We start from the raw sequence: 18,074 nt of genomic DNA on the forward strand, positions 1-18,074 counted from the left end.
TTTAGTACAGACCAGCGGTAAAGTGCATACCGTAGAAGACATTGCGACCGGCAAGCTCTGCAACCATCAGCACCACAAAGGTGATGCAAAGCAGTGCTGAGCGAGTCGATTTACCCAGTGCAGAGAACGCCGAGATGATCCACAGCACAATTGCTACAGCCGATAGCATTACCTGAGCGGTCAGGTAGCCAGATAGGCTTTGCAGTTGACTAATACCTTGATGGATAGCAGTAGTGACACCACTAAAGAACAGGGTTTGTAGAACAATCGATGCTAGGTGAAAGGCGATAAAGGTAATGCCGATCAGCGCCAGCGCTTTGGTAGCGCAGCCTCGCGAAAGGCCCAGAACCTGAACTAGGGTTGCCGCTAGCAGCACGCCTAGAGTTAGTACGGTAAACCAGAACTCGACGAAGGTATTCATGCTAAACCAGGTCGGTACTGACGGGATGTAGTAGACGTTCGCCATAGCAAACATAAACACAACACCCACTACCACAGACAATGCGGTTAGTAGTTTCTGGATAGCTCGGCCGCCAAGGTTTAGTAGCGATGTGAGCCACGCAAGGCCGGCTAGGGTCAAGAAGCTTGAGCCAGTCAGGATCTCGTTGGATAGTGCCGAAGCGCCTACGCGGTTAAAGGCGTTGAACGCTCGTAGCGGCGAACCAAGGTGCGTGGTAGAGCACATAAAACCGATGGCCATAAAACCAAGGATGATAAAGCGTGCGATATGAAGTTCTCGCGATGGCTTATCTAGGTTCTTCCATTGATACAGGCTAAGGGCGATATGCGCACCTACCGCAGTTTGTGCCAACGTGGTAAAGCCTACCAAAGGCAGTTCATAAATCATTATTTAACCTCCCTTGGGTTTTGTAGGAAACCACTGCGGTCATCGGTGGGACGACCGTTTGGATTAAGCTTCACAATCAGGTTAGGGCTAGTGATGCGAGAGTCTGGAAGTGGCGCCACATCAGCGTTGCTACCGTATTTAGCGCGCAACTCGTTGATTGGACCAAACTCGATAGCACGCAGTGGACAGCTGTCTACACATACTGGCATTAGGCCTTCGGCAACGCGCTCAAAGCAGCCGTCGCACTTAGTCATGTGGCCTTTCTCTTCGCTGTACTGTGGCGCGCCATAAGGGCAAGCCATGTGGCATGACTTACAACCAATGCACACGCTCTCATCTACAACTACCAAACCGTCTTCTTCACGCTTATGCATAGCGCCCGATGGGCATACCTTGGTGCAAGCAGGGTGAGTACAGTGGTTACAAGAGATAGACAGATAGTAAGCAAACACATTCTGTCTGAATGCGCCGTCTTTCTCGGTCCAGTTGCCGCCCACGTATTCGTAAACGCGGCGGAAGTTGCGGTCGATACCTAGGTCTTTGTTATCTTTACAAGACATCTGGCAGGTCTTACAGCCAGTGCACTTGCTAGAGTCGATATAGAAGCCGTATTGCTGTTTAGGAGTCATTATTTAGCCCCCATCTTTTTGATAAGTGACACTTCCACAAGGTTGGTGTGGCTCGGGTTTGATTTAGCCAGAGGGCTAGGGCGCTGAGTGGTTAGAACGTTGATGGAACCTGCCTGATCGATACCCTTGTTGTTCGGGGTATACCAAGCACCTTCACCCAGTCCGGTCATGCCAGGCATGATGCGAGGGGTTACCTTAACGCGAACGTGCATCTCACCATGGGCGCTACGCACGCTAGCAAGGTCGCCGTTTTCTAGGCCGCGAGACTGTGCATCCATAGGGTTGATCCATAGCTCTTGTGGTGCGGCTGCTTTCAGAACGTCTACGTTAGCGTAGGTAGAGTGCGCACGTGCCTTGTAGTGGAAGCCAGTTAGCTGAAGTGGATATTCAGAGCGTTCTTTTGCATCCCAACCGTTAAAGGTTGAGTGGTACTCAGGAAGCGCGGTTACATGCTCGTCTTCATCGAGCTCCCACGTGTTAGCGATCTCAGCCAGTTGCTCTGAATAGATCTCAATTTTGCCCGATGGAGACTTCAACGGGTTGGCAATTGGGTCGCGACGGAAGTCTTCGAACGCCACGTGTGGACGGTCGAACTGCTTCTTGAAGATGCCCTGCTTACGCATATCGTTATAGCTTGGCAGGTTCGGATCTTGGTTCTGTTCTAGGGTCAGGGCATACAGATGTTGTAGCCACTGCTCTTGAGTGCGACCCTCGGTGAACTCATCGAATACGCCCATGCGTTTAGCCACACCAGACATGATCTCGTAGATAGGCTTACATTCAAATCTCGGCTCGATAGCTTGGCTAGCAAAGATGAAGTAAGGCATAGAAGCTGCCGCGCCATCCATACAGAAGTCCGATTGCTCTGAGGTCGTGCAGTCAGGAAGCACGATATCCGCATACTTGGCTGACGCCGTCATATGGTTATCGATCACTACGATCATCTCACACGCCTTCTCATCTTGCAGGATGTCATGAGTGCGGTTGATGTCTGAGTGCTGGTTGATAATGCAGTTACCCGCATAGTTCCAGATAAACTTGATGTTGCTGTTCAGCTGATTAACGCCCTGCACGCCGTCCGTTAGGTCGGTCATCTCGGTGCCGCGTACAATCGCATCTGTCCATAGGAACATAGGGATAGATGCCTTGATTGGGTTACTCAGGGTCGGGAAGCGAACGAACGGATAGCTGTGATTACCTTCACGGGCGCCAGTACCACCACCTTGCAGGCCTACTTGGCCGCGAAGCAGTGACAGCATCATAATAGCTTTACACGCCTGCTCACCGTTTGCTGAACGTTGTAGACCCCAACCTTGAGTGATGTAGATGCGTTTCGCATCGCCGATCTCACGAGCTAGCTTGATGATGATATCCGCTGGAATGCCAGTGATAGGCTGAGCCCACTCTGGAGTTTTAGCGGTACCGTCAGGGCCCGTACCTAGCACATAGTCTTTATAGCTTCCGTTCTCTGGCGCGCTCTCTGGCAGCGTTTTTCGGTCATAGCCGATGCAGTAGGTATCAAGGAATTCTTGGTCTACCTTGTCTTCGGTGATCAGCACGTGCGCAATAGCTGCAACTAGGGCTGCATCTGTACCGTGCTTGATTGGAACCCATTGATCTTCTCGACCTGCAGCAGTGTCGGTATAGCGAGGGTCGATACAGATGGTGCGAGTACGGCTGATGTTTTTGCCATCCACATAGCTATGCACCTGACCACCACCCGACATACGAGTCTCGGCAGGGTTGTTACCGAACATCAGGCAAAGGTCGGCGTTTTGAATATCGTCGATGCTGTTGTTGTCTACCCACTGACCGTAGAAGTACTTAGACATCCATTCGATGTTAGCCGCTGAGTAGTCACCATAGTGGTTAAGATAGCCACCGCACAGGTTCATCAGACGCGCAACCAAGGTTTTACCCGGGGCCCAACTCTTGGTCACTGTGCCGCCAAGGGTACCTGTGCCGTAGTTTAGGTATACAGCCTCGTTGCCGTGCTCTTTGATGATGCGTTTTAGGTTGTCCCCTATGGTGTCGAAGGCTTCATCCCATGTGATGCGCTTAAACTTACCTTCACCACGCTTGCCCACACGTTTAAGTGGGTATTTCAGACGATCTGGTGAGTAAACACGACGGCGCATAGAGCGACCACGCAGACAGGCACGGACCTGATGATAGTTGTTGAAGATATCATCGCCGGTGTTGTCGGTTTCAACCCATTTGATCTCACCATCAACCACGTGCATGCGCAGTGGACAGCGAGAGCCACAGTTCACCGTACATGCCGACCAAACAATCTTTTCATCCTGTTTAGGAGGTGTTGGTTTAGCCTCGGCTTTAGTTGAGAAGGGAAGAGAGATAGCGTTGCTAGCCAGGGCTAAAGTGCCCAATGCGCCACTGCCTTTGAGAAGGGTGCGCCTTGAAAGAGTAAATTTATCTTCCGTAGCCATGAGGCCTCCAGTGCGAGCTTCGATGAGGCAAGACCTCACAAAAACTAGGTGAATAATTCTGCGCACAGTATCTACGGAGGTATTCAAGGAATCTTGATTGAAATCAATTTCTTAAAATGGGTGGGAGCAAGCTTAAATTGCAGTTTTGATATGAATTCTTCAAGGGAATAACTGACTTAGCACCGGGTTCGCTTACTCAATAAAGATTTTTGAGGCGGGAGGTTGAGATGGCTTCTGTAGTATCACCAGAGATAAGTCAAAACTGGCCTATTTTCTCCAATCTAATCTGTCTTTTTGAGATTTTTATGAAGTATTCACTACTGAGTTTGATGTGTGTATTTAGCCTACAAGTAAATGCCACACTCGTTCCGGACATACCCCACAAGGACTCCAACCCATTCTATCCAATTCTCGAAGAAGTCATCTTGGAGGGTAATACTAAGAATATTGATGTGAACACCTTGTCTTGGTTTTACCTGTCTGCTGATAGCCCTAAACAAGGTGATCCAGCACTCTTAGCCGATATTATTTTTATTATCGATTCTATTCTGACTGCTCCACAAGGGGATGACGTCAATATAGTGATATTTGATACTGCTCGAGTGCTAGACGCCATAGACCAAATCTTACTTACTGAACCTAATGCTTTGTCAGATGAGTTGTTAGCTCGCTGGTGGCCGTATCTTGAGCAAAATATGCACACCATCTATGAAAAGAGACGTAACCCTGAACATAAACCGAATGAACACGGTCTCAATTACCCGAATCCTGATGCATTTGCTCTGTTGGCTGTGAGTATTGCAAAGCGCTACTTTGAATTGGAAGAGCCTGATCTGTTTGAGGCTGAACTCCTGCAAGGACTGTCGGACCATCTTTATGCCGATGGTGCATGGTCCTATCTGTTCGAGAGCAATGAGGAGCCTGCATACCATGGTGTCGTATTAACCGGCCTAGCTCGATACTATGAGAGAACGGGGTCTGTGGCAGCGCTATCCTTGTTGGTTCGTTCAGCACCCTACTATCCACTCAGCGTTGAGGTGGGTGGGGTGACAGAAGGCTCTACATCCCCTTATTGGAAACATCGTTGGGACGTCATCTTTCCTTGGTTCCCTGGACTTATCGCAGGTACGACCCATGATGCGGCTAATCAGGCGCTCTACCAATCCATCCTAGAGCACAATCACAGCTACGATGTTGACTATGGAGAAGTAGCCGAAAAGAGTGATCCTCATTCGCAAATGTTGAGGATGGCGGCATCTAATTATAAAAATGACATTGAAGTAACTACGTTGCCTGATGATTACCTCGTTTGGGATCGCAATATCGAAGGGCCTAGAGCCAGACATGGCGACTGGTCGTATACCTTTACAGGGCGAGACCTAGAGAAAAATCGAGGTAAATATACCTTCTTCGGAACCATGGTAACCGATACAAGCAACGGGCTATACCCACTCAGTGGAGCGGTACAGATAGTCATGCCAAGTGTTTATCACAATAGCCAAGACAGTTACATTCTTGGGATGAACGATGTAAACCGTATCAAGATTGAAGAGGGCGTGTCTTATATGACCACGGTCTACGATCTTCAAGAACCGGTTTCTGGAGGAGGAGACTCTCGAGCGGTGCCATGGCGAGGTATACAGCTTTGGATAGCTGATAGTGAGCGAGCCGCAGGTCTGGTCTGTATTGAGCCTAAGGTGCCACAAATTGCCTTTGGCTTAGAGGCAACCATACGTATTGGAGCTGGAAGAGGCTTGCCTTTCAAAGGGTTGACTTATTCTGAGCTAGAAGACCACGACAACATGTCCTATTCGCGAGGAAAGCAGGACGTAAGAATCGTATCGCATAATTTTGAAGATGTTATCACTAGAGATGCGCCAGATGATTATCGCGGAGAATCTGACGATATAGTACTGAGGGATAGTGTTCGGGTGCAGGGTACAGAGCATCATTACACTGACGAGAGGCACTGCATGACTCTTGAGATTAAGCCCGCTGATTCAGAATATATTCAAGTGAGTAGCGAGGTATCAAAAACAGAATTGAGCTTGAATATGGGCAAGTACCAATTACGTCTGTAGCAAGTTTAGAGCCTAGGCTTTACCTAGGCTCCTAGATGCTAATGGCTGGGTGCCTTGCTGACATTGGCGCTCTTTGGAATACGCACCAAAAATAGTAACGGCACGATCAATACGAACAGCAGCGTTATAAAGGTAAAGGTATGCACGAAAGCCAGTATCTCCGACTGTTTGTGTACCTGCTCTTGCAGTATGGTTTGTGTGGTAGGGTCGTTTAGCGATTTACCCGTTTCAGCAAGCCAAGTCTGCAGGTTTGGGTTGTATGGTGTGATGGACTGACTTAGGGCATTCCATTGCTGCTGTGCATCGCGGAACTGGAAGGTTGTCGCAATAGAGATGCCAAACGAGCTCCCGATAGTCCTGAATAGGTTAAAGATGCTGGCACCCGCTACGCCTTGCTCTGGAGTAAGCGTTGTGTAGGAGATGGAAGACAAACCACTGAACACTAGGCCCATACCACAGCCTTGGATAAGGCTAGGGAAAATAATCCAGAAGAAGTCGATGTTCTCTGAATAGCGAGACATGATAAGCCCTGCAATACCGCATAATAGCGCTCCGAAACCTACCGATCCTTTTAGCCTAGAGTTATTCATAAACTTGGCGGTAGCAATCAGGGTGATGGCAGCTGCGATACCGCGAGGCGCCATTAGAAAGCCTGTGGTATCTACCGGATAATCTAGAACCCCTTCTAGCATCATTGGTAGTTGCGCGGTCAGACCAAACAAGGCACTGACGAAGATGGCCATCATGGTCGAGCCTAGGGCGAGGTTTCTGTTACTTATCATCCAGATAGGGGCTACCGGACTTCGAGTCTTAAAGCTTCGATAGACGAAGAACACAATGCCGACAATAGCGACAAGCAGGCTCGCCTGAATCATACGCGATTCGAACCAATCCTTCTGGTTCCCTTGGTCGAGCACTAGCTGAAGCATACCAATACCAATCGCCATAGAGATGATGGTTGGCCAATCTATCTTAGCCTCGCGTTTGTTAGAGATGTGCACAAAGAAGTAGATCATCAGCAAGCAGAAGATGCCCACAGGTACGTTGACATAGAAGACCCAACGCCAATCGGTGTTTTGGGTGATGATGCCACCCACCGTTGGACCTAGGATAGGGCCAAGCAGGATACCAATACTGAAAATAGACATGGCTTTGCCACGCTCTTCAGGTGGGAACACCGCAATTAATAGTGACTGTGAAAGCGGGATTACTACCGCACCAAACGCACCCTGAATAACACGGAACAGCACCATGGCTTCGATAGACTGTGCCTGACCACACAATGTTGATGAGACAATAAAACCAGTAACCGCAACCAACAGGAGTTTGCGCTCACCTAACTTGCCTGAGAAGAAACTGGTTAGCGGGATAAATACCGCTTCCGCCATGGTGTATGAGGTTAATACCCAAGTGATGGTATCTGAAGTGGCGCCGAGGGAGCCTTGCATCTGTGGCAAGGCTACGTTGGCTATGGTCATGTCGAGCAATACCATGATGGCCGAGGTCATGACCCCGATGACGATCATCCATCGCTGGAATGGAGTGATATCTTGCACCCTTATTCTCCAGCTGTGGTGTCTACGGTAACTTCAGTGCTTGCGCCGATACGAAGTTGTGGTTTGGAAGCAAGGTCGTCGGTGATCTCAATCTTAATTGGGAAGCGTTGGCCGATCTTAACCCAGTTACCAGTCGCGTTTTCTGGTGGTAATAGCGAGAATGCGGTACCAGAAGCAGGAGAGATCTTAGCTAGCTTGCCGTGCCACACTACATCAGGGTACATATCTACCTTAATCTCTACTGATTGTCCTTCACGAAGGCGAGGCATCTGAGACTCTTTAAAGTTGGCTTGTACCCATTGGCTGTATTGCTTAACAAGAGGAAATAGAGGCTGACCAGTCGCGGCAAAGGTGCCAAGGTGAAGCTTGATATCGCCTACATAGCCATCAAACGGTGCGCTGATTTCTGTATAGCTTAGGTTTAGCTCAGCTTGAGCCAGTTTAGCCGCAGCTTGCTGAACCATAATAGATTCTTCACCCTTACCACCTTGCGCATCGATAGCTTGTTGCAGGTTAGCTTGAGCGGCATGTAGATGTGCCTGAGCATCGGCTAATGTGGTGCGGTCGGTATCCCCTTGTTTGATAGGAACCAATTTTTGCTCAAGGAGTTTCTGGGTACGGCGATAGTTTTTCTGCGCGTTCTCTAGATTCGCTTTCGCTTCATTCAGTGTCGCGATGGCCGCGTTTACGCCAGATTCTTGAGACTTGTTGGTTTGCAGCGCTGCTGAATAGGCCGCTTGTGCCTCTTTCACTGCTAGTTGATATGGGGTTGGATCTATGGTGATTAGGTGATCGCCCATGTGCACGAACTGATAGTCGTCTACAGAAATCTTAGTAACTCGACCATTCACAAGCGGTGCTACCGAAACGACCTTGCCATGAACGTACGCATTCTCTGTTGATGGGTGTAAATCACTGTAGTGCCAGTAGTAAGCCAAAGCACCTACAACACCTAAAACAACAACCGCGGCCAGGTAGCCTTTCAAATACTTTTTCATAACAAATCCAAATCGGGTCGCGTGATAGGGAAGGAATAAGAATCATCACGCGTATAAATCGCTCGACCCTAACTATAGGGAGATCGCCGACTTATAGATATGCGAAAAAGTGCACACTTAATTTCAAAAAATGTGATCTGGACCGACCTGATTTAAAATGTCCTAGTGAATGACAGGCTTGAGTTTTCCACCTCGATCACTGATGGATCCCTTTGGGATTGCTGCCCTTATTTCTCTAAGATATGTGTCCAGATACTCGGTTTGGTTCTCGGTGAATTCAAGATACAGTTTGGTGCGGCGCTTAAGTAAGTCCTCAGCGGTGAGAACAAATTCCACATCCATGAGATAGTCCACTTCAACCTTGAATAGGCTGTCAGAGAACGCGAGCCCAAGGTCCCGCTTAGATTGAATGGAGTTGGTGAAGTTCAAGGCGCGAGTACCATAGGCTTCTACCCAACGTTTGATAAGGGACTCTTCCAAGAATGGCATCTGTTTTATGAGGTCTGCTGTCAGCTGCTCTCTATCAAAACCTTCCGCACCTGGGAGCAGGGTTTGGTCTGTGGTGCATTGGTCGATATGCGGGAAGATGGGCTTGAGCTTTTCCATGGCCGCGTTTGCTAACTTGCGATAGGTGGTGAGTTTCCCCCCAAATACCGACAGTAGCGGGGCAGTTTGTTGATTGTGTTGCAGCGTTAATGTGTAGTCACGGGTAATAGCCTGAGGCGAGTCTGATTCGTCGTCACAAAGCGGTCTCACACCACTAAACGAGGCAATGATCTGCTCCTTAGAGATCTGATTTCTAAAGTGCTGATTGACCACGTCTACTAGGTAATTCACCTCTTCGTCATCGATATTAACTTCTCTTGGATCGCCCTTATATTCCACATCTGTAGTACCAATGAGCGAGTATTTATCTAGGTAAGGAATAACAAATACGATGCGCCCGTCCTTGTTTTGCAGGATATAGGAATACTCTTGCTGGTGGACTTTAGGCACTATGATGTGTGAGCCCTTTATAAGTCGGATACCCATAGGTGAGCGAGTGTTTACTTGCTCAGTAAGGAAACTTTTCACCCAAGGACCGGTGGCGTTTACCAAGGCTCGACAGCGACGAGTAAAACTTTGGTTAGTTCGTTTGTCGAGGATCTCTAGAGTCCAGATCTTGTCCTCTTGAGTAGCACTGACGACCTCGCAGTAGTTTCTTACCTCCGCACCACGCTCTTGGGCGTGCATAGCATTGAGAGTGACTAGCCTTGCATCATCCACCCAGCAATCTGAGTACTCAAAGGCAACCTTAAACTCATCAAACAAAATGCCGTCTTGACTAAGGGATACCTTCTTTGAAGCCGGCAGAGTATTGCGAGTGCTTAGATAGTCATACAGATACATGCCAGCGCGTATCATCCAAGCAGGACGTAGATAGGGTCTGTGAGGCAGACGAAACCGCATTGGCCATGCGATATGAGGGGCTTTTTTTAGGATTACTTCGCGCTCGGCGAGTGCTTCGGAGACTAAGCGGAATTCATAGTGTTCAAGGTAGCGTAGGCCGCCATGAATAAGTTTAGAGCTTGCCGATGAGGTGGCAGAGGCAAAGTCAGAGGCTTCAAACAAGGCTGTGGAAAGTCCTCGTTCTGTGGCATCTGCTGCAATACCGACACCGTTGATACCACCGCCTACCACGATAATATCGAGGATTGGATCCGTGCTCATATCCTTGCTACTTGCCATACTCACCTCTCCATGGAAACGTTTACATGTAAACAGTTAACTAAACAGATTATAGGTTTCGTACGGAATTAATGAGAGCTATGAGCGATTTTGTACAAGAAAATCGTTTAATTTTTAGAAGGTGGGATCTAGGCTGAATTTCACAAGCAAACCCAGCCTTTACCCAAAGTAATTGGAGATGCAGGTAGGCGGCCAATGAGCCAAGCGCCTGAGCATAGATATACTATGTGATGGTGTTGGCGAGTGCCAGCCAACACCCCTGCATCTTCAAGTACGACGGGTAAACGTTAGTTGCTGTTTACGTACTCTTTGAAGCGAGCCTTGGTCTCAGCGTCAGCCTTGCTGTACCAGAAGTGAAGCATCTCTTCAGCTGTATTAGCATCTACGCTTTTAGCTGCTGGGCTGGTCTCTTGTAGCGCAGGCTGAGTAACACCCGAGGTGTTTTGCTGTGCCTGTTGAGCGGCGGCGATAGTCGCTGCAGTACCAGTCAGGGCCACAGCTGCAACACCGCCATTAGCGTTGTAAGTGATCAGCTCTTGCGGGTAGTCACGACCAATCTGCATACCATTGTGGATCAGCTTGTCTTGCTCGAACGCTACTGGTTGGTCAAGGCTGTCTAGCAGCTGCCAGTTAGCTTCTTTGTCGAACTTCAGCTCAGCTTCACGTAGGTTACGATATTTAGGGAATTCAAACTTCAGCTGTTCCTCTTCAGCGTTGAATTTCGCCACGATTACTTGAGAGTTGAACTCGTCACGGTCTTTACCATTTTTGTAGGTTGGTACATAACGGAAAACAATCTGGTTTTCGCCGTCAGGCATGGTGACTTTTTTGTCTGAAGAGAAGAAACCGCCTTCTACCTCTGGCTTCTCTCCATTAACCAAGATTAGGTCTACTTGATCGGTTAAATCTAATGTAACAGCTGCAAAAGTTGGGGCAGCTAAAGTTAGGGCTAGTCCGCTTAGCAAAACTTTTTTATACATAGTTTTTCTCTACTCTTATGTTTTTAATTGTTCGTCTTAGTTAGTGACGAAAGTTCCTTACCGAGAGCCTTGAGTTCCGGCAACATGCGGTGAATTAAATCCAGTTGTTGCAAGATCATCTGCGCCGAAGAGCCATCGCTCTCACGCCATTGTGACAATCTTTGCTTGATTTGGTTCTCATCAAATTGCTCTTCTGAGACCTCTTGATGCTGCAACACCTGCTCAATAGCATCGAGCTTAACATGAATCGATTGATATGCATCTATTACTAATTTGTGCGTTGTCGCATCATCGAGACGAGTTCGGTGTGCACCAAGGGCAGAAATGTAGCTGAGTAGCGCATGATTCAGAGTTAGAACTCGGAAGCTTAAATCACTCGAACCTCGATACTTGCCGGGCTCAGCCAACATATTGGTGATGGCGGCGCTCAGTTGTGCATCGTTATTGTGCGCCGCACGTCTTGCGATGCGATAGGCTAGGTCATCGCTCTTACCTAAGCGGTATTGCGAGATGATCTGTCCTAGATATTCTTTGTTTGCTCGAATGGCGCTAGCCATAAACTGAGGGATTTTCTTTGCCTGCCAGTCAGGAAGAACAAAGTACACAGCCCCGACCGCCAACGCACTGCCTATCAGGGTATCCACAAGTCTTGGCAAGATAACCGCATAGCCGATACCCAGTTGCGAGAACAGGAACAGCACCAAGATGGTGATAAAGGTGGTGGCATAGGCGTAGTTTTGGATGCGAAAGGCAAAGAAGAGCACACTGCTTATCACGATAACAAACAGCTGTCCTTCAACCTCTGGAATTAGATTTAGCAGTAAGACACCTGCAACCAAGCCCACTAAGGTGCCGCCGATTCTATGGAACAGTTTCTGCTTGGTGGCGCTGAAGTTTGGTTGGCAGACAAATAGGGTAGTGAGCAAGATCCAGAAGCCATGCTCTATGCTGAACACCTCTATGATGCCGTAACCTATAGTCAGCGCTAGCGACATACGCACAGCATGGCGGAATAGTTGAGACTTTACAGTCATCGCTGAGCGCACGTTTTGCCACATTTGGCCTGCGGTATGCGCAGTTCTATCGTCCAGATGGTTCTCGGCATTGCTCGCATCTGGATTGTTGATGTTATTGAACAGCTGATCCACGGTGCACAGGTTATTGAATAGGAACTGGAGCTGACTCAGAGAATCTTTCCATACAGGATTATTCTTCTCGCGAAGCGCCGCCATTGACGCTTGCAGTTCGTCTAGAGCAAGGGTGGTATGTTGGCTTCGCTCAAATGGAATACCTAGCTGCAAGGCTCTGCCTATACTTCGACATTCGCTGGCATAGGCTTGCAGCAGGTGCTTAAAGCGAAATAACACATCTGAGCGTTCGAAATGGCTGGCGAGCTCTTGGTAGCGATAGTGGCTAGAGCTCAATCTTTCATGGATATCCTGCACAATAAAATAGATGCGTAGAAAGCGATCTGATGGGCCATCCACATGGCCTCGGTTAGAGCGCTTGAGTAGCGTCTGACGGCAAAGCTCTAATGCTGCTACGGTATTGGCATTCTGCCTAGCTGCTTCTATACGCATTGGCTGAGGGTTCAGTCGCTGAACCGGGTGGAACAGTTTGCTCTTGGTATCTATGTAAGTGGCCAGCGTCTTAAAGGTCTCAGCAAGGCTGTTTTGCACCGGTTGCATTGGCCAAAAGCTCTGCCAAATCAACGACAGCAGGTAATACCAAGCGGCGCCACTAAGAAGCAAGATAGGTTGATACCAGATACTGGCGCTGTGCTCAGCACCTAGCATGGTGTAGATGGCAATCAGCAAAGAGCCAAAGGCGATACTGGCGTACCTAGGGCCAATAGCGCCGAGCATAATAAAGGCAAAGGTTGAAACGAATAGACCTAATGCAAACAGCGGAGGCGATGGAAACAGTATCTCGATAGAGAGACTAGCCAACGCAAAGCAGATAAAGGTGAGCAGAAGGGCGCGCAATCGTCCCCAGAAGTTGTCATCGGTTTCGGCAAGAGCCGCAGCGATAACGCCCAGAACCAGCGGATTGATGATGGAGTATTGCTCAAAATACCAACAAGGAATCACCACACCTAACATGGTGACTAGGATCTGAAGGCTGTTGTTGATGGTTTTGTTGGCCCAATATTGGCGAAGGCTTACAGCTGCTGGCACGGCACTTTTTGCAGTCTAATGAAACGGTTAGGCACATTGTCGTGAAGTTTCATACTTGTGTCGAGTTTCTGTGAACAAAAAATTCAACTATGGGTAATTAAGCCCAATCGTAGTAAACTGAAATCCTTAGCAAGTTAGCTTTGCTCCAATTCTTTGGGGCATTTTTATTTAAGGACGAGTTACCCTCTATGCAGTTGCAAGCTACAACCGCTGCCCAGTTTTTTCTTCAAAGTGAATATTTCGACGTTCAACTCGAGCGTGATCAGTTGATCCTTTCTGCCCGTGAAAGCAAGACCACCATCCCATTCTCAGAGTGGAGCGGCAAGACTTCGGTCAAGCGTGGCTTGATATGGGGTAGTGTGACCTTTTACGGCTATGAGCAAGATAAAACGGTTTCTGCATGGCAAATCCAGGGATTACCTTGGACAGCGGCCAAGTCTTTAGCGCGCACTGCGGTTCAATATTATGAGAAATGGCACAGACTTCAGTGTCGTCAGCTCAATCTCTATCTGCCGAAATGGCAACAAAAGCTCGACTTACTGCGCCGTCAGCCTTCGTATCTTGCCTATTCTGAACTGCTAGCTTGGCAACAGATGGTTATCTCAGACTTAGCTGAGATGGAGATCTCCCAAGATGAGGCCGAGCAACGTATGCCTGATGCTATGGCGGATATTCAGCGTTGGATGACAGATGACCCTGAGCTCTTAGAAGAGCGCAACGATATCTGGCTTCAGAATGAGATGCAGAATTGGCAGGTGCTGTTTGCCCAGATTGAGAACTCGCCACTAAATACTTCACAGCAAAAAGCAGTGCTCCTAAACAATGACCATAACCTTGTACTTGCAGGTGCCGGCACGGGTAAAACTAGCGTACTGATGGCTCGCGTGGCTTATCTGCTACAAAGCCACCAAGGCCAAGCGGAAGAGATGGCATTGCTTGCTTTTGGTCGCGACGCTGCAAACGAGGTTTCAGAGCGCTTAGCCAACAAGATAGGCATTACCGCTCAGAAGGTGAATGTCAGCACCTTCCATCAGATGGCGCTCAAGATCATCTCTGATGTGGAAGGTGGTGCCCCTGCGATCAGCTCTCTGGCTACTGAAGAGAAACAAAAGCTGCAATGGTGCGGTGTTTGGCTAAAAGAGCATTGGGTCAATGCGACAAACTTTAAGCGCTGGCAGAAACACCTCTCTCTATGGCCGATTGCTTATCTTAACGGTGATGAAGAGCTGGTTAATCAGTCAGAAAACCCGAAACTGCTGGCTTGGCTTAATCAACAAGTTGAGCAGTTGATGACCATGAATGTGACCAAGAAAGCCATTCAGCAACAGATCATCGACCATCCAGAATACTCTCGCCTAAACAGCGAATTGCAACTGGCTTGGCCTGCTTATCAAGCATGGAAGCAATACCTAAAAGAGCAGAATGAGCTCGACTTCCACCTAATGATCGAAAAGGCCACCCAGTACGTTGCCAAGAACAAGTTCAAGTCGCCTTGGCGTTTCTTAATGGTGGACGAATACCAAGATATCTCTCCTGCGCGCCTGGCACTGCTTGAAGCCTTGGTGAATCAGCCAAGTGACAAAGGAAGACGTTCGCTATTTGCCGTGGGTGATGACTGGCAGTCTATCTATCAGTTTGCTGGCTCAGATGTAAACCTAACCACAGAGTTTGCTATCCGTTTCCCATACTCCACTACCCATGCGCTGGATACTACTTATCGCTTTAACTCTCAGATAGCTGAGATTGCCGGTGACTTTATCACCCAAAACCCAGCTCAGCTTGCTAAAGATCTGACTGCACATAAAGAACAGAAACAAAAAGCCGTGACCGTGCTGGCAGAAGATAAGCTGGCGCGCTGCCTGGCAAGGGTTAACAACACACCGAAACCACTCAAGGTCCTTGTACTTGGTCGTACCCATAAGCAAAAGCCAGAGCAATTCGAACTGTGGCAAGAGGAATACATAAACCTTGAGTTTACCTATATGACTTGCCATTCGAGCAAGGGTAAAGAGGCGGATGTGGTTCTGATTGTTGGTGCAGACGAGAACTTCTTCCCGATGAAAGAGCGAGCGCCGCACTTGGATGCTGCCCTTAAATCAAGTAATGAAGAATACCCATTCGCTGAAGAGCGCCGCTTGTTCTATGTAGCCATGACTCGAGCAAAGAACGAGGTGATAGTCAGCTATAGTCATCAGCCATCTCCGTTTGTCACTGAATTGCTGGAAGGCGATTACGCGATTAAGAAGAAATAACAAAAGGGGCTTAGGCTCCTTTTTTACCACTTAGACTTAGAGGTCATAATGAAATTAGATGCGGTGCTTTGGGATTACGATGGAACCTTAGTTAACTCTGTTCCTAAAAATATAGATATCACCAAAACTATCTTATCTATTGTTGCTCCGCATTTGACTGGAGACTTTTTACCTAAATATCTGAGAGATGAAGATTCGTATCATGAAGCCAATCACGGAGCCAAAAATTGGCAGGAGCTCTACACCGACTACTATGGTTTGACTCATGATGAAATGATTCTTGCTGGAAGTATGTGGGCCGAGCATCAAGAGACGAATACGACCGAGGTAATACTATTCGATGGTATCAAAGATGTGATTACCGAATTCGCTATGCTTCCCCATGGTATTTGCTCACAGAACTCTCAAAGCAACATACGTCGTGTATTAGATAACAGCGGTATTGGGAAACCGTTCAAATCTATTGTCGGCTATGATGATGTATCTAGTGGGAACCAAAAGCCGGACGCCTTTGGTGGTATCAAATGTTTAGAGTCCATATTTGGCCATACTGATAGCCAGTGCCTCATGTATATTGGTGACCATGAAGCGGATGTTAAGTTTGCTCGGAATCTACAAAGCGCACTCGGTGATAACAGGAAAGTAATCTCAGTGGCTGCGAGCTACAGTCGCTCTGAGCCAGAATCTTGGCAATGCCAACCCGACTATACGGCACGCTCAGTACAGGATCTTTTCCAAATTATTGGAAAGTATGCGTAAGTTTCAAAGCTTCTGTGCTTTAATAGCGCCCTTAAAATAAGTGGAGCCTAAGCGCAGGCTCCCAGAGGAAATATTTATGTCTGAAAATAAAAAGTTTGCGGTTCGCACCATCGAAAAACGCAATGGCTGGTGCGCGGAGATCGTTCGCCAAGTAACGGCTCGCAGAACCACAGTCTCAAAGCGTGAGATGGGCTTCGCAACAGAAGCTGAAGCACAAGCTTGGGGCGAGAAAGAGCTAGAAAACTTTGTGAAGAATCAGGTTGAGCGTAACAAGCGTAAAGCACAGGAGCGTAGCGCTCGAGGTTCTGAATAGTAATGCATCAAGGCGCTTTGCTGTGAGTCGTTAATAAGAATATCTATAAAAGGGCTTAGGCCCTTTTTTTGTAGCTACAGAACTGAGTAGCCTACGTTGAAGTACATTGTTTCAAGAACTTGAACTAGGTCCGTTAAGTGAGAGTTAACTGCTTTAGAATCATTGCCATAGTCAAATCATGGAATAACAAGCAGATTTTCAAATGGATAGCAGTAAATCAAATATAGCGGATTCGAATGGTAATAAACTCAGTCTTGGTGTGGTTGGCCTGACCCATACCCATGTGCACTGGTTGTTTGAAAGCGAGCGAAGAGGCGAGTTCGAAGTCGTTGGTATCACAGAGCCAAACAGGGACTTAGCTCAGTCTTATGCCGAGCAGTATGGCTTCGACATGGCTTTAGTTTTTGATGATATGAATAGCATGCTGGAGCATGGCTCACCAGAGGCTATTGCCGCATTTGGAAGCATCTATGAGCATTTGGAAGTCGTTGAGTGTGCGGCGCCCCTAGGTATCCATGTCATGGTTGAAAAGCCTCTTGCGGTGAGTATGGAGCACGCCAATAAAATGCATGAGTTAGCGGTGAAGCACGATATTCATTTGCTGACCAACTATGAGACGACCTGGTATCCAACAAATCACAAAGCCGATTCGGTCCTTTCGCAGGGCAGTATAGGGCAACTGCGCAAGGCCGTTATTTGTGATGGTCACCAAGGCCCAGCAAAGCTAGGTGTAAATAAAGAATTTCTTGATTGGTTAATCGACCCTGAACAAAACGGTGGCGGAGCCATCACAGACTTTGGTTGCTATGGTGCGAATCTAATGACTTGGCTGACAAAGGGCGAACGACCAGTTTCAGTGACCGCGATAACGCAACACTTTCAGCCTGAAGATTATCCAGATGTGGATGACGAGTCGTTGATCATCCTTAAGTACAAAAATGCCAATGCTGTGATTATGGGTTCTTGGAACTGGCCGTTCCCGCGCAAGGATATGGAGCTTTTTGGTACACAGGGTAAGCTTGTCGCACACGACAAAGAGTGCATCGACATCGATTACTTAGACGCAGATGGTGTCGATAAAAATGAGGCTTTGTCGCTATCAGAACGCCCTGTACCTCTTGATGACCCATTCAGTTATTTCAAAGCTGTAATTCGAGGTGAGATTGAGTGTCAGCCACATGATTTGTCAGCACTTGAGAACAATATGCTGGTGGTAGAGATTCTGGATGCGGCTCGCGAGAGCGCAAAGACAGGTCGAACAATCACTTTATAGAGGGCTCATTAACTGCCAAGACAACTAAGCCCCG

12 protein-coding genes and 1 pseudogene are annotated in these 18,074 nt (G+C 48.0%); 5 read left to right on the forward strand and 8 right to left on the reverse strand.

Features of this window, described 5'->3' with window-relative positions:
• Position 1: 1 nt before the first annotated feature.
• The 3 genes from Pcarn_RS17800 to Pcarn_RS17810 are packed head-to-tail and all read right to left on the reverse strand — an operon-like array spanning position 2 to position 3,923.
• A complete protein-coding gene (locus Pcarn_RS17800) occupies positions 2-847 on the reverse strand; it encodes a dimethyl sulfoxide reductase anchor subunit family protein (protein ID WP_261837265.1) in 846 nt (281 codons plus the stop codon).
• The gene (locus Pcarn_RS17805) at positions 847-1,476 is read right to left on the reverse strand and encodes a DMSO/selenate family reductase complex B subunit (protein ID WP_261837266.1); all 630 of its coding nucleotides are present in this window, start codon (positions 1,474-1,476) and stop codon (positions 847-849) included. Before Pcarn_RS17805 ends, Pcarn_RS17800 begins: the two co-directional genes overlap by 1 nt.
• Entirely contained in the window at positions 1,476-3,923 is a 2,448-nt protein-coding gene (locus Pcarn_RS17810) for a DmsA/YnfE/YnfF family dimethyl sulfoxide reductase (protein ID WP_261837267.1), read from the reverse strand. Before Pcarn_RS17810 ends, Pcarn_RS17805 begins: the two co-directional genes overlap by 1 nt.
• A gap of 305 nt (positions 3,924-4,228) precedes the next feature.
• Here Pcarn_RS17810 and Pcarn_RS17815 point away from each other — a divergent pair, with 305 nt between their 5' ends.
• Positions 4,229-6,004: a hypothetical protein gene (locus Pcarn_RS17815; RefSeq protein ID WP_261837268.1), complete on the forward strand. Its 1,776-nt coding sequence runs from the start codon at positions 4,229-4,231 to the stop codon at positions 6,002-6,004.
• 38 nt (positions 6,005-6,042) lie between these two features.
• On the opposite strand, the gene Pcarn_RS17820 is transcribed toward Pcarn_RS17815, so the two are convergent.
• The 5 genes from Pcarn_RS17820 to yccS form a co-directional block, all read right to left on the reverse strand.
• On the reverse strand, positions 6,043-7,530 hold the full coding sequence (locus tag Pcarn_RS17820) for a DHA2 family efflux MFS transporter permease subunit (RefSeq protein ID WP_261837305.1): 1,488 nt from the start codon (positions 7,528-7,530) through the stop codon (positions 6,043-6,045).
• A gap of 32 nt (positions 7,531-7,562) precedes the next feature.
• The gene (locus Pcarn_RS17825; protein WP_261837269.1) at positions 7,563-8,558 is read right to left on the reverse strand and encodes an HlyD family secretion protein; all 996 of its coding nucleotides are present in this window, start codon (positions 8,556-8,558) and stop codon (positions 7,563-7,565) included.
• Between the two features lie 162 nt (positions 8,559-8,720).
• Positions 8,721-10,286, reverse strand: a complete 1,566-nt coding sequence (gene glpD / locus Pcarn_RS17830) for a glycerol-3-phosphate dehydrogenase (RefSeq protein WP_261837270.1) — start codon at positions 10,284-10,286, stop codon at positions 8,721-8,723.
• Between the two features lie 287 nt (positions 10,287-10,573).
• Positions 10,574-11,266 (reverse strand): DUF2057 family protein, encoded by a 693-nt coding sequence (locus Pcarn_RS17835; protein ID WP_261837271.1) that lies wholly within the window; start codon positions 11,264-11,266, stop codon positions 10,574-10,576.
• A 23-nt stretch (positions 11,267-11,289) separates the two neighbouring features.
• Positions 11,290-13,443 (reverse strand): YccS family putative transporter, encoded by a 2,154-nt coding sequence (gene yccS, locus Pcarn_RS17840; RefSeq protein WP_261837272.1) that lies wholly within the window; start codon positions 13,441-13,443, stop codon positions 11,290-11,292.
• Positions 13,444-13,631: 188 nt separating this feature from the next.
• Between yccS and helD the strand changes: the two genes are divergently transcribed.
• From helD to Pcarn_RS17860, 4 genes and pseudogenes are all read left to right on the forward strand, one after another.
• Positions 13,632-15,695: a DNA helicase IV gene (helD, locus tag Pcarn_RS17845; protein ID WP_261837273.1), complete on the forward strand. Its 2,064-nt coding sequence runs from the start codon at positions 13,632-13,634 to the stop codon at positions 15,693-15,695.
• 48 nt (positions 15,696-15,743) lie between these two features.
• Positions 15,744-16,454 (forward strand): HAD family hydrolase, encoded by a 711-nt coding sequence (locus Pcarn_RS17850; protein ID WP_261837274.1) that lies wholly within the window; start codon positions 15,744-15,746, stop codon positions 16,452-16,454.
• Between the two features lie 76 nt (positions 16,455-16,530).
• Positions 16,531-16,755: pseudogene (locus tag Pcarn_RS17855) on the forward strand (DUF3622 domain-containing protein); the annotation flags it as partial.
• A gap of 214 nt (positions 16,756-16,969) precedes the next feature.
• A complete protein-coding gene (locus Pcarn_RS17860) occupies positions 16,970-18,040 on the forward strand; it encodes a Gfo/Idh/MocA family protein (protein ID WP_261837275.1) in 1,071 nt (356 codons plus the stop codon).
• The last annotated feature ends 34 nt before the right edge of the window (positions 18,041-18,074 follow it).

The organism is Vibrio ishigakensis (genome assembly GCF_024347675.1).
Classification (GTDB): domain Bacteria; phylum Pseudomonadota; class Gammaproteobacteria; order Enterobacterales; family Vibrionaceae; genus Vibrio; species Vibrio ishigakensis.

Bases quoted from the DNA above. Each gene is read 5' to 3' on its own strand.
- Pcarn_RS17825 (WP_261837269.1), bottom strand. From the start codon at position 8,558: ATGAAAAAGTATTTGAAAGGCTACCTGGCCGCGGTTGTTGTTTTAGGT.
- glpD (WP_261837270.1), bottom strand. From the start codon at position 10,286: ATGGCAAGTAGCAAGGATATGAGCACGGATCCAATCCTCGATATTATC.
- Pcarn_RS17800 (WP_261837265.1), bottom strand. From the start codon at position 847: ATGATTTATGAACTGCCTTTGGTAGGCTTTACCACGTTGGCACAAACT.
- Pcarn_RS17810 (WP_261837267.1), bottom strand. From the start codon at position 3,923: ATGGCTACGGAAGATAAATTTACTCTTTCAAGGCGCACCCTTCTCAAA.
- Pcarn_RS17850 (WP_261837274.1), top strand. From the start codon at position 15,744: ATGAAATTAGATGCGGTGCTTTGGGATTACGATGGAACCTTAGTTAAC.
- Pcarn_RS17835 (WP_261837271.1), bottom strand. From the start codon at position 11,266: ATGTATAAAAAAGTTTTGCTAAGCGGACTAGCCCTAACTTTAGCTGCC.
- Pcarn_RS17805 (WP_261837266.1), bottom strand. From the start codon at position 1,476: ATGACTCCTAAACAGCAATACGGCTTCTATATCGACTCTAGCAAGTGC.
- Pcarn_RS17860 (WP_261837275.1), top strand. From the start codon at position 16,970: ATGGATAGCAGTAAATCAAATATAGCGGATTCGAATGGTAATAAACTC.
- helD (WP_261837273.1), top strand. From the start codon at position 13,632: ATGCAGTTGCAAGCTACAACCGCTGCCCAGTTTTTTCTTCAAAGTGAA.
- Pcarn_RS17820 (WP_261837305.1), bottom strand. From the start codon at position 7,530: ATGATCGTCATCGGGGTCATGACCTCGGCCATCATGGTATTGCTCGAC.
- Pcarn_RS17815 (WP_261837268.1), top strand. From the start codon at position 4,229: ATGAAGTATTCACTACTGAGTTTGATGTGTGTATTTAGCCTACAAGTA.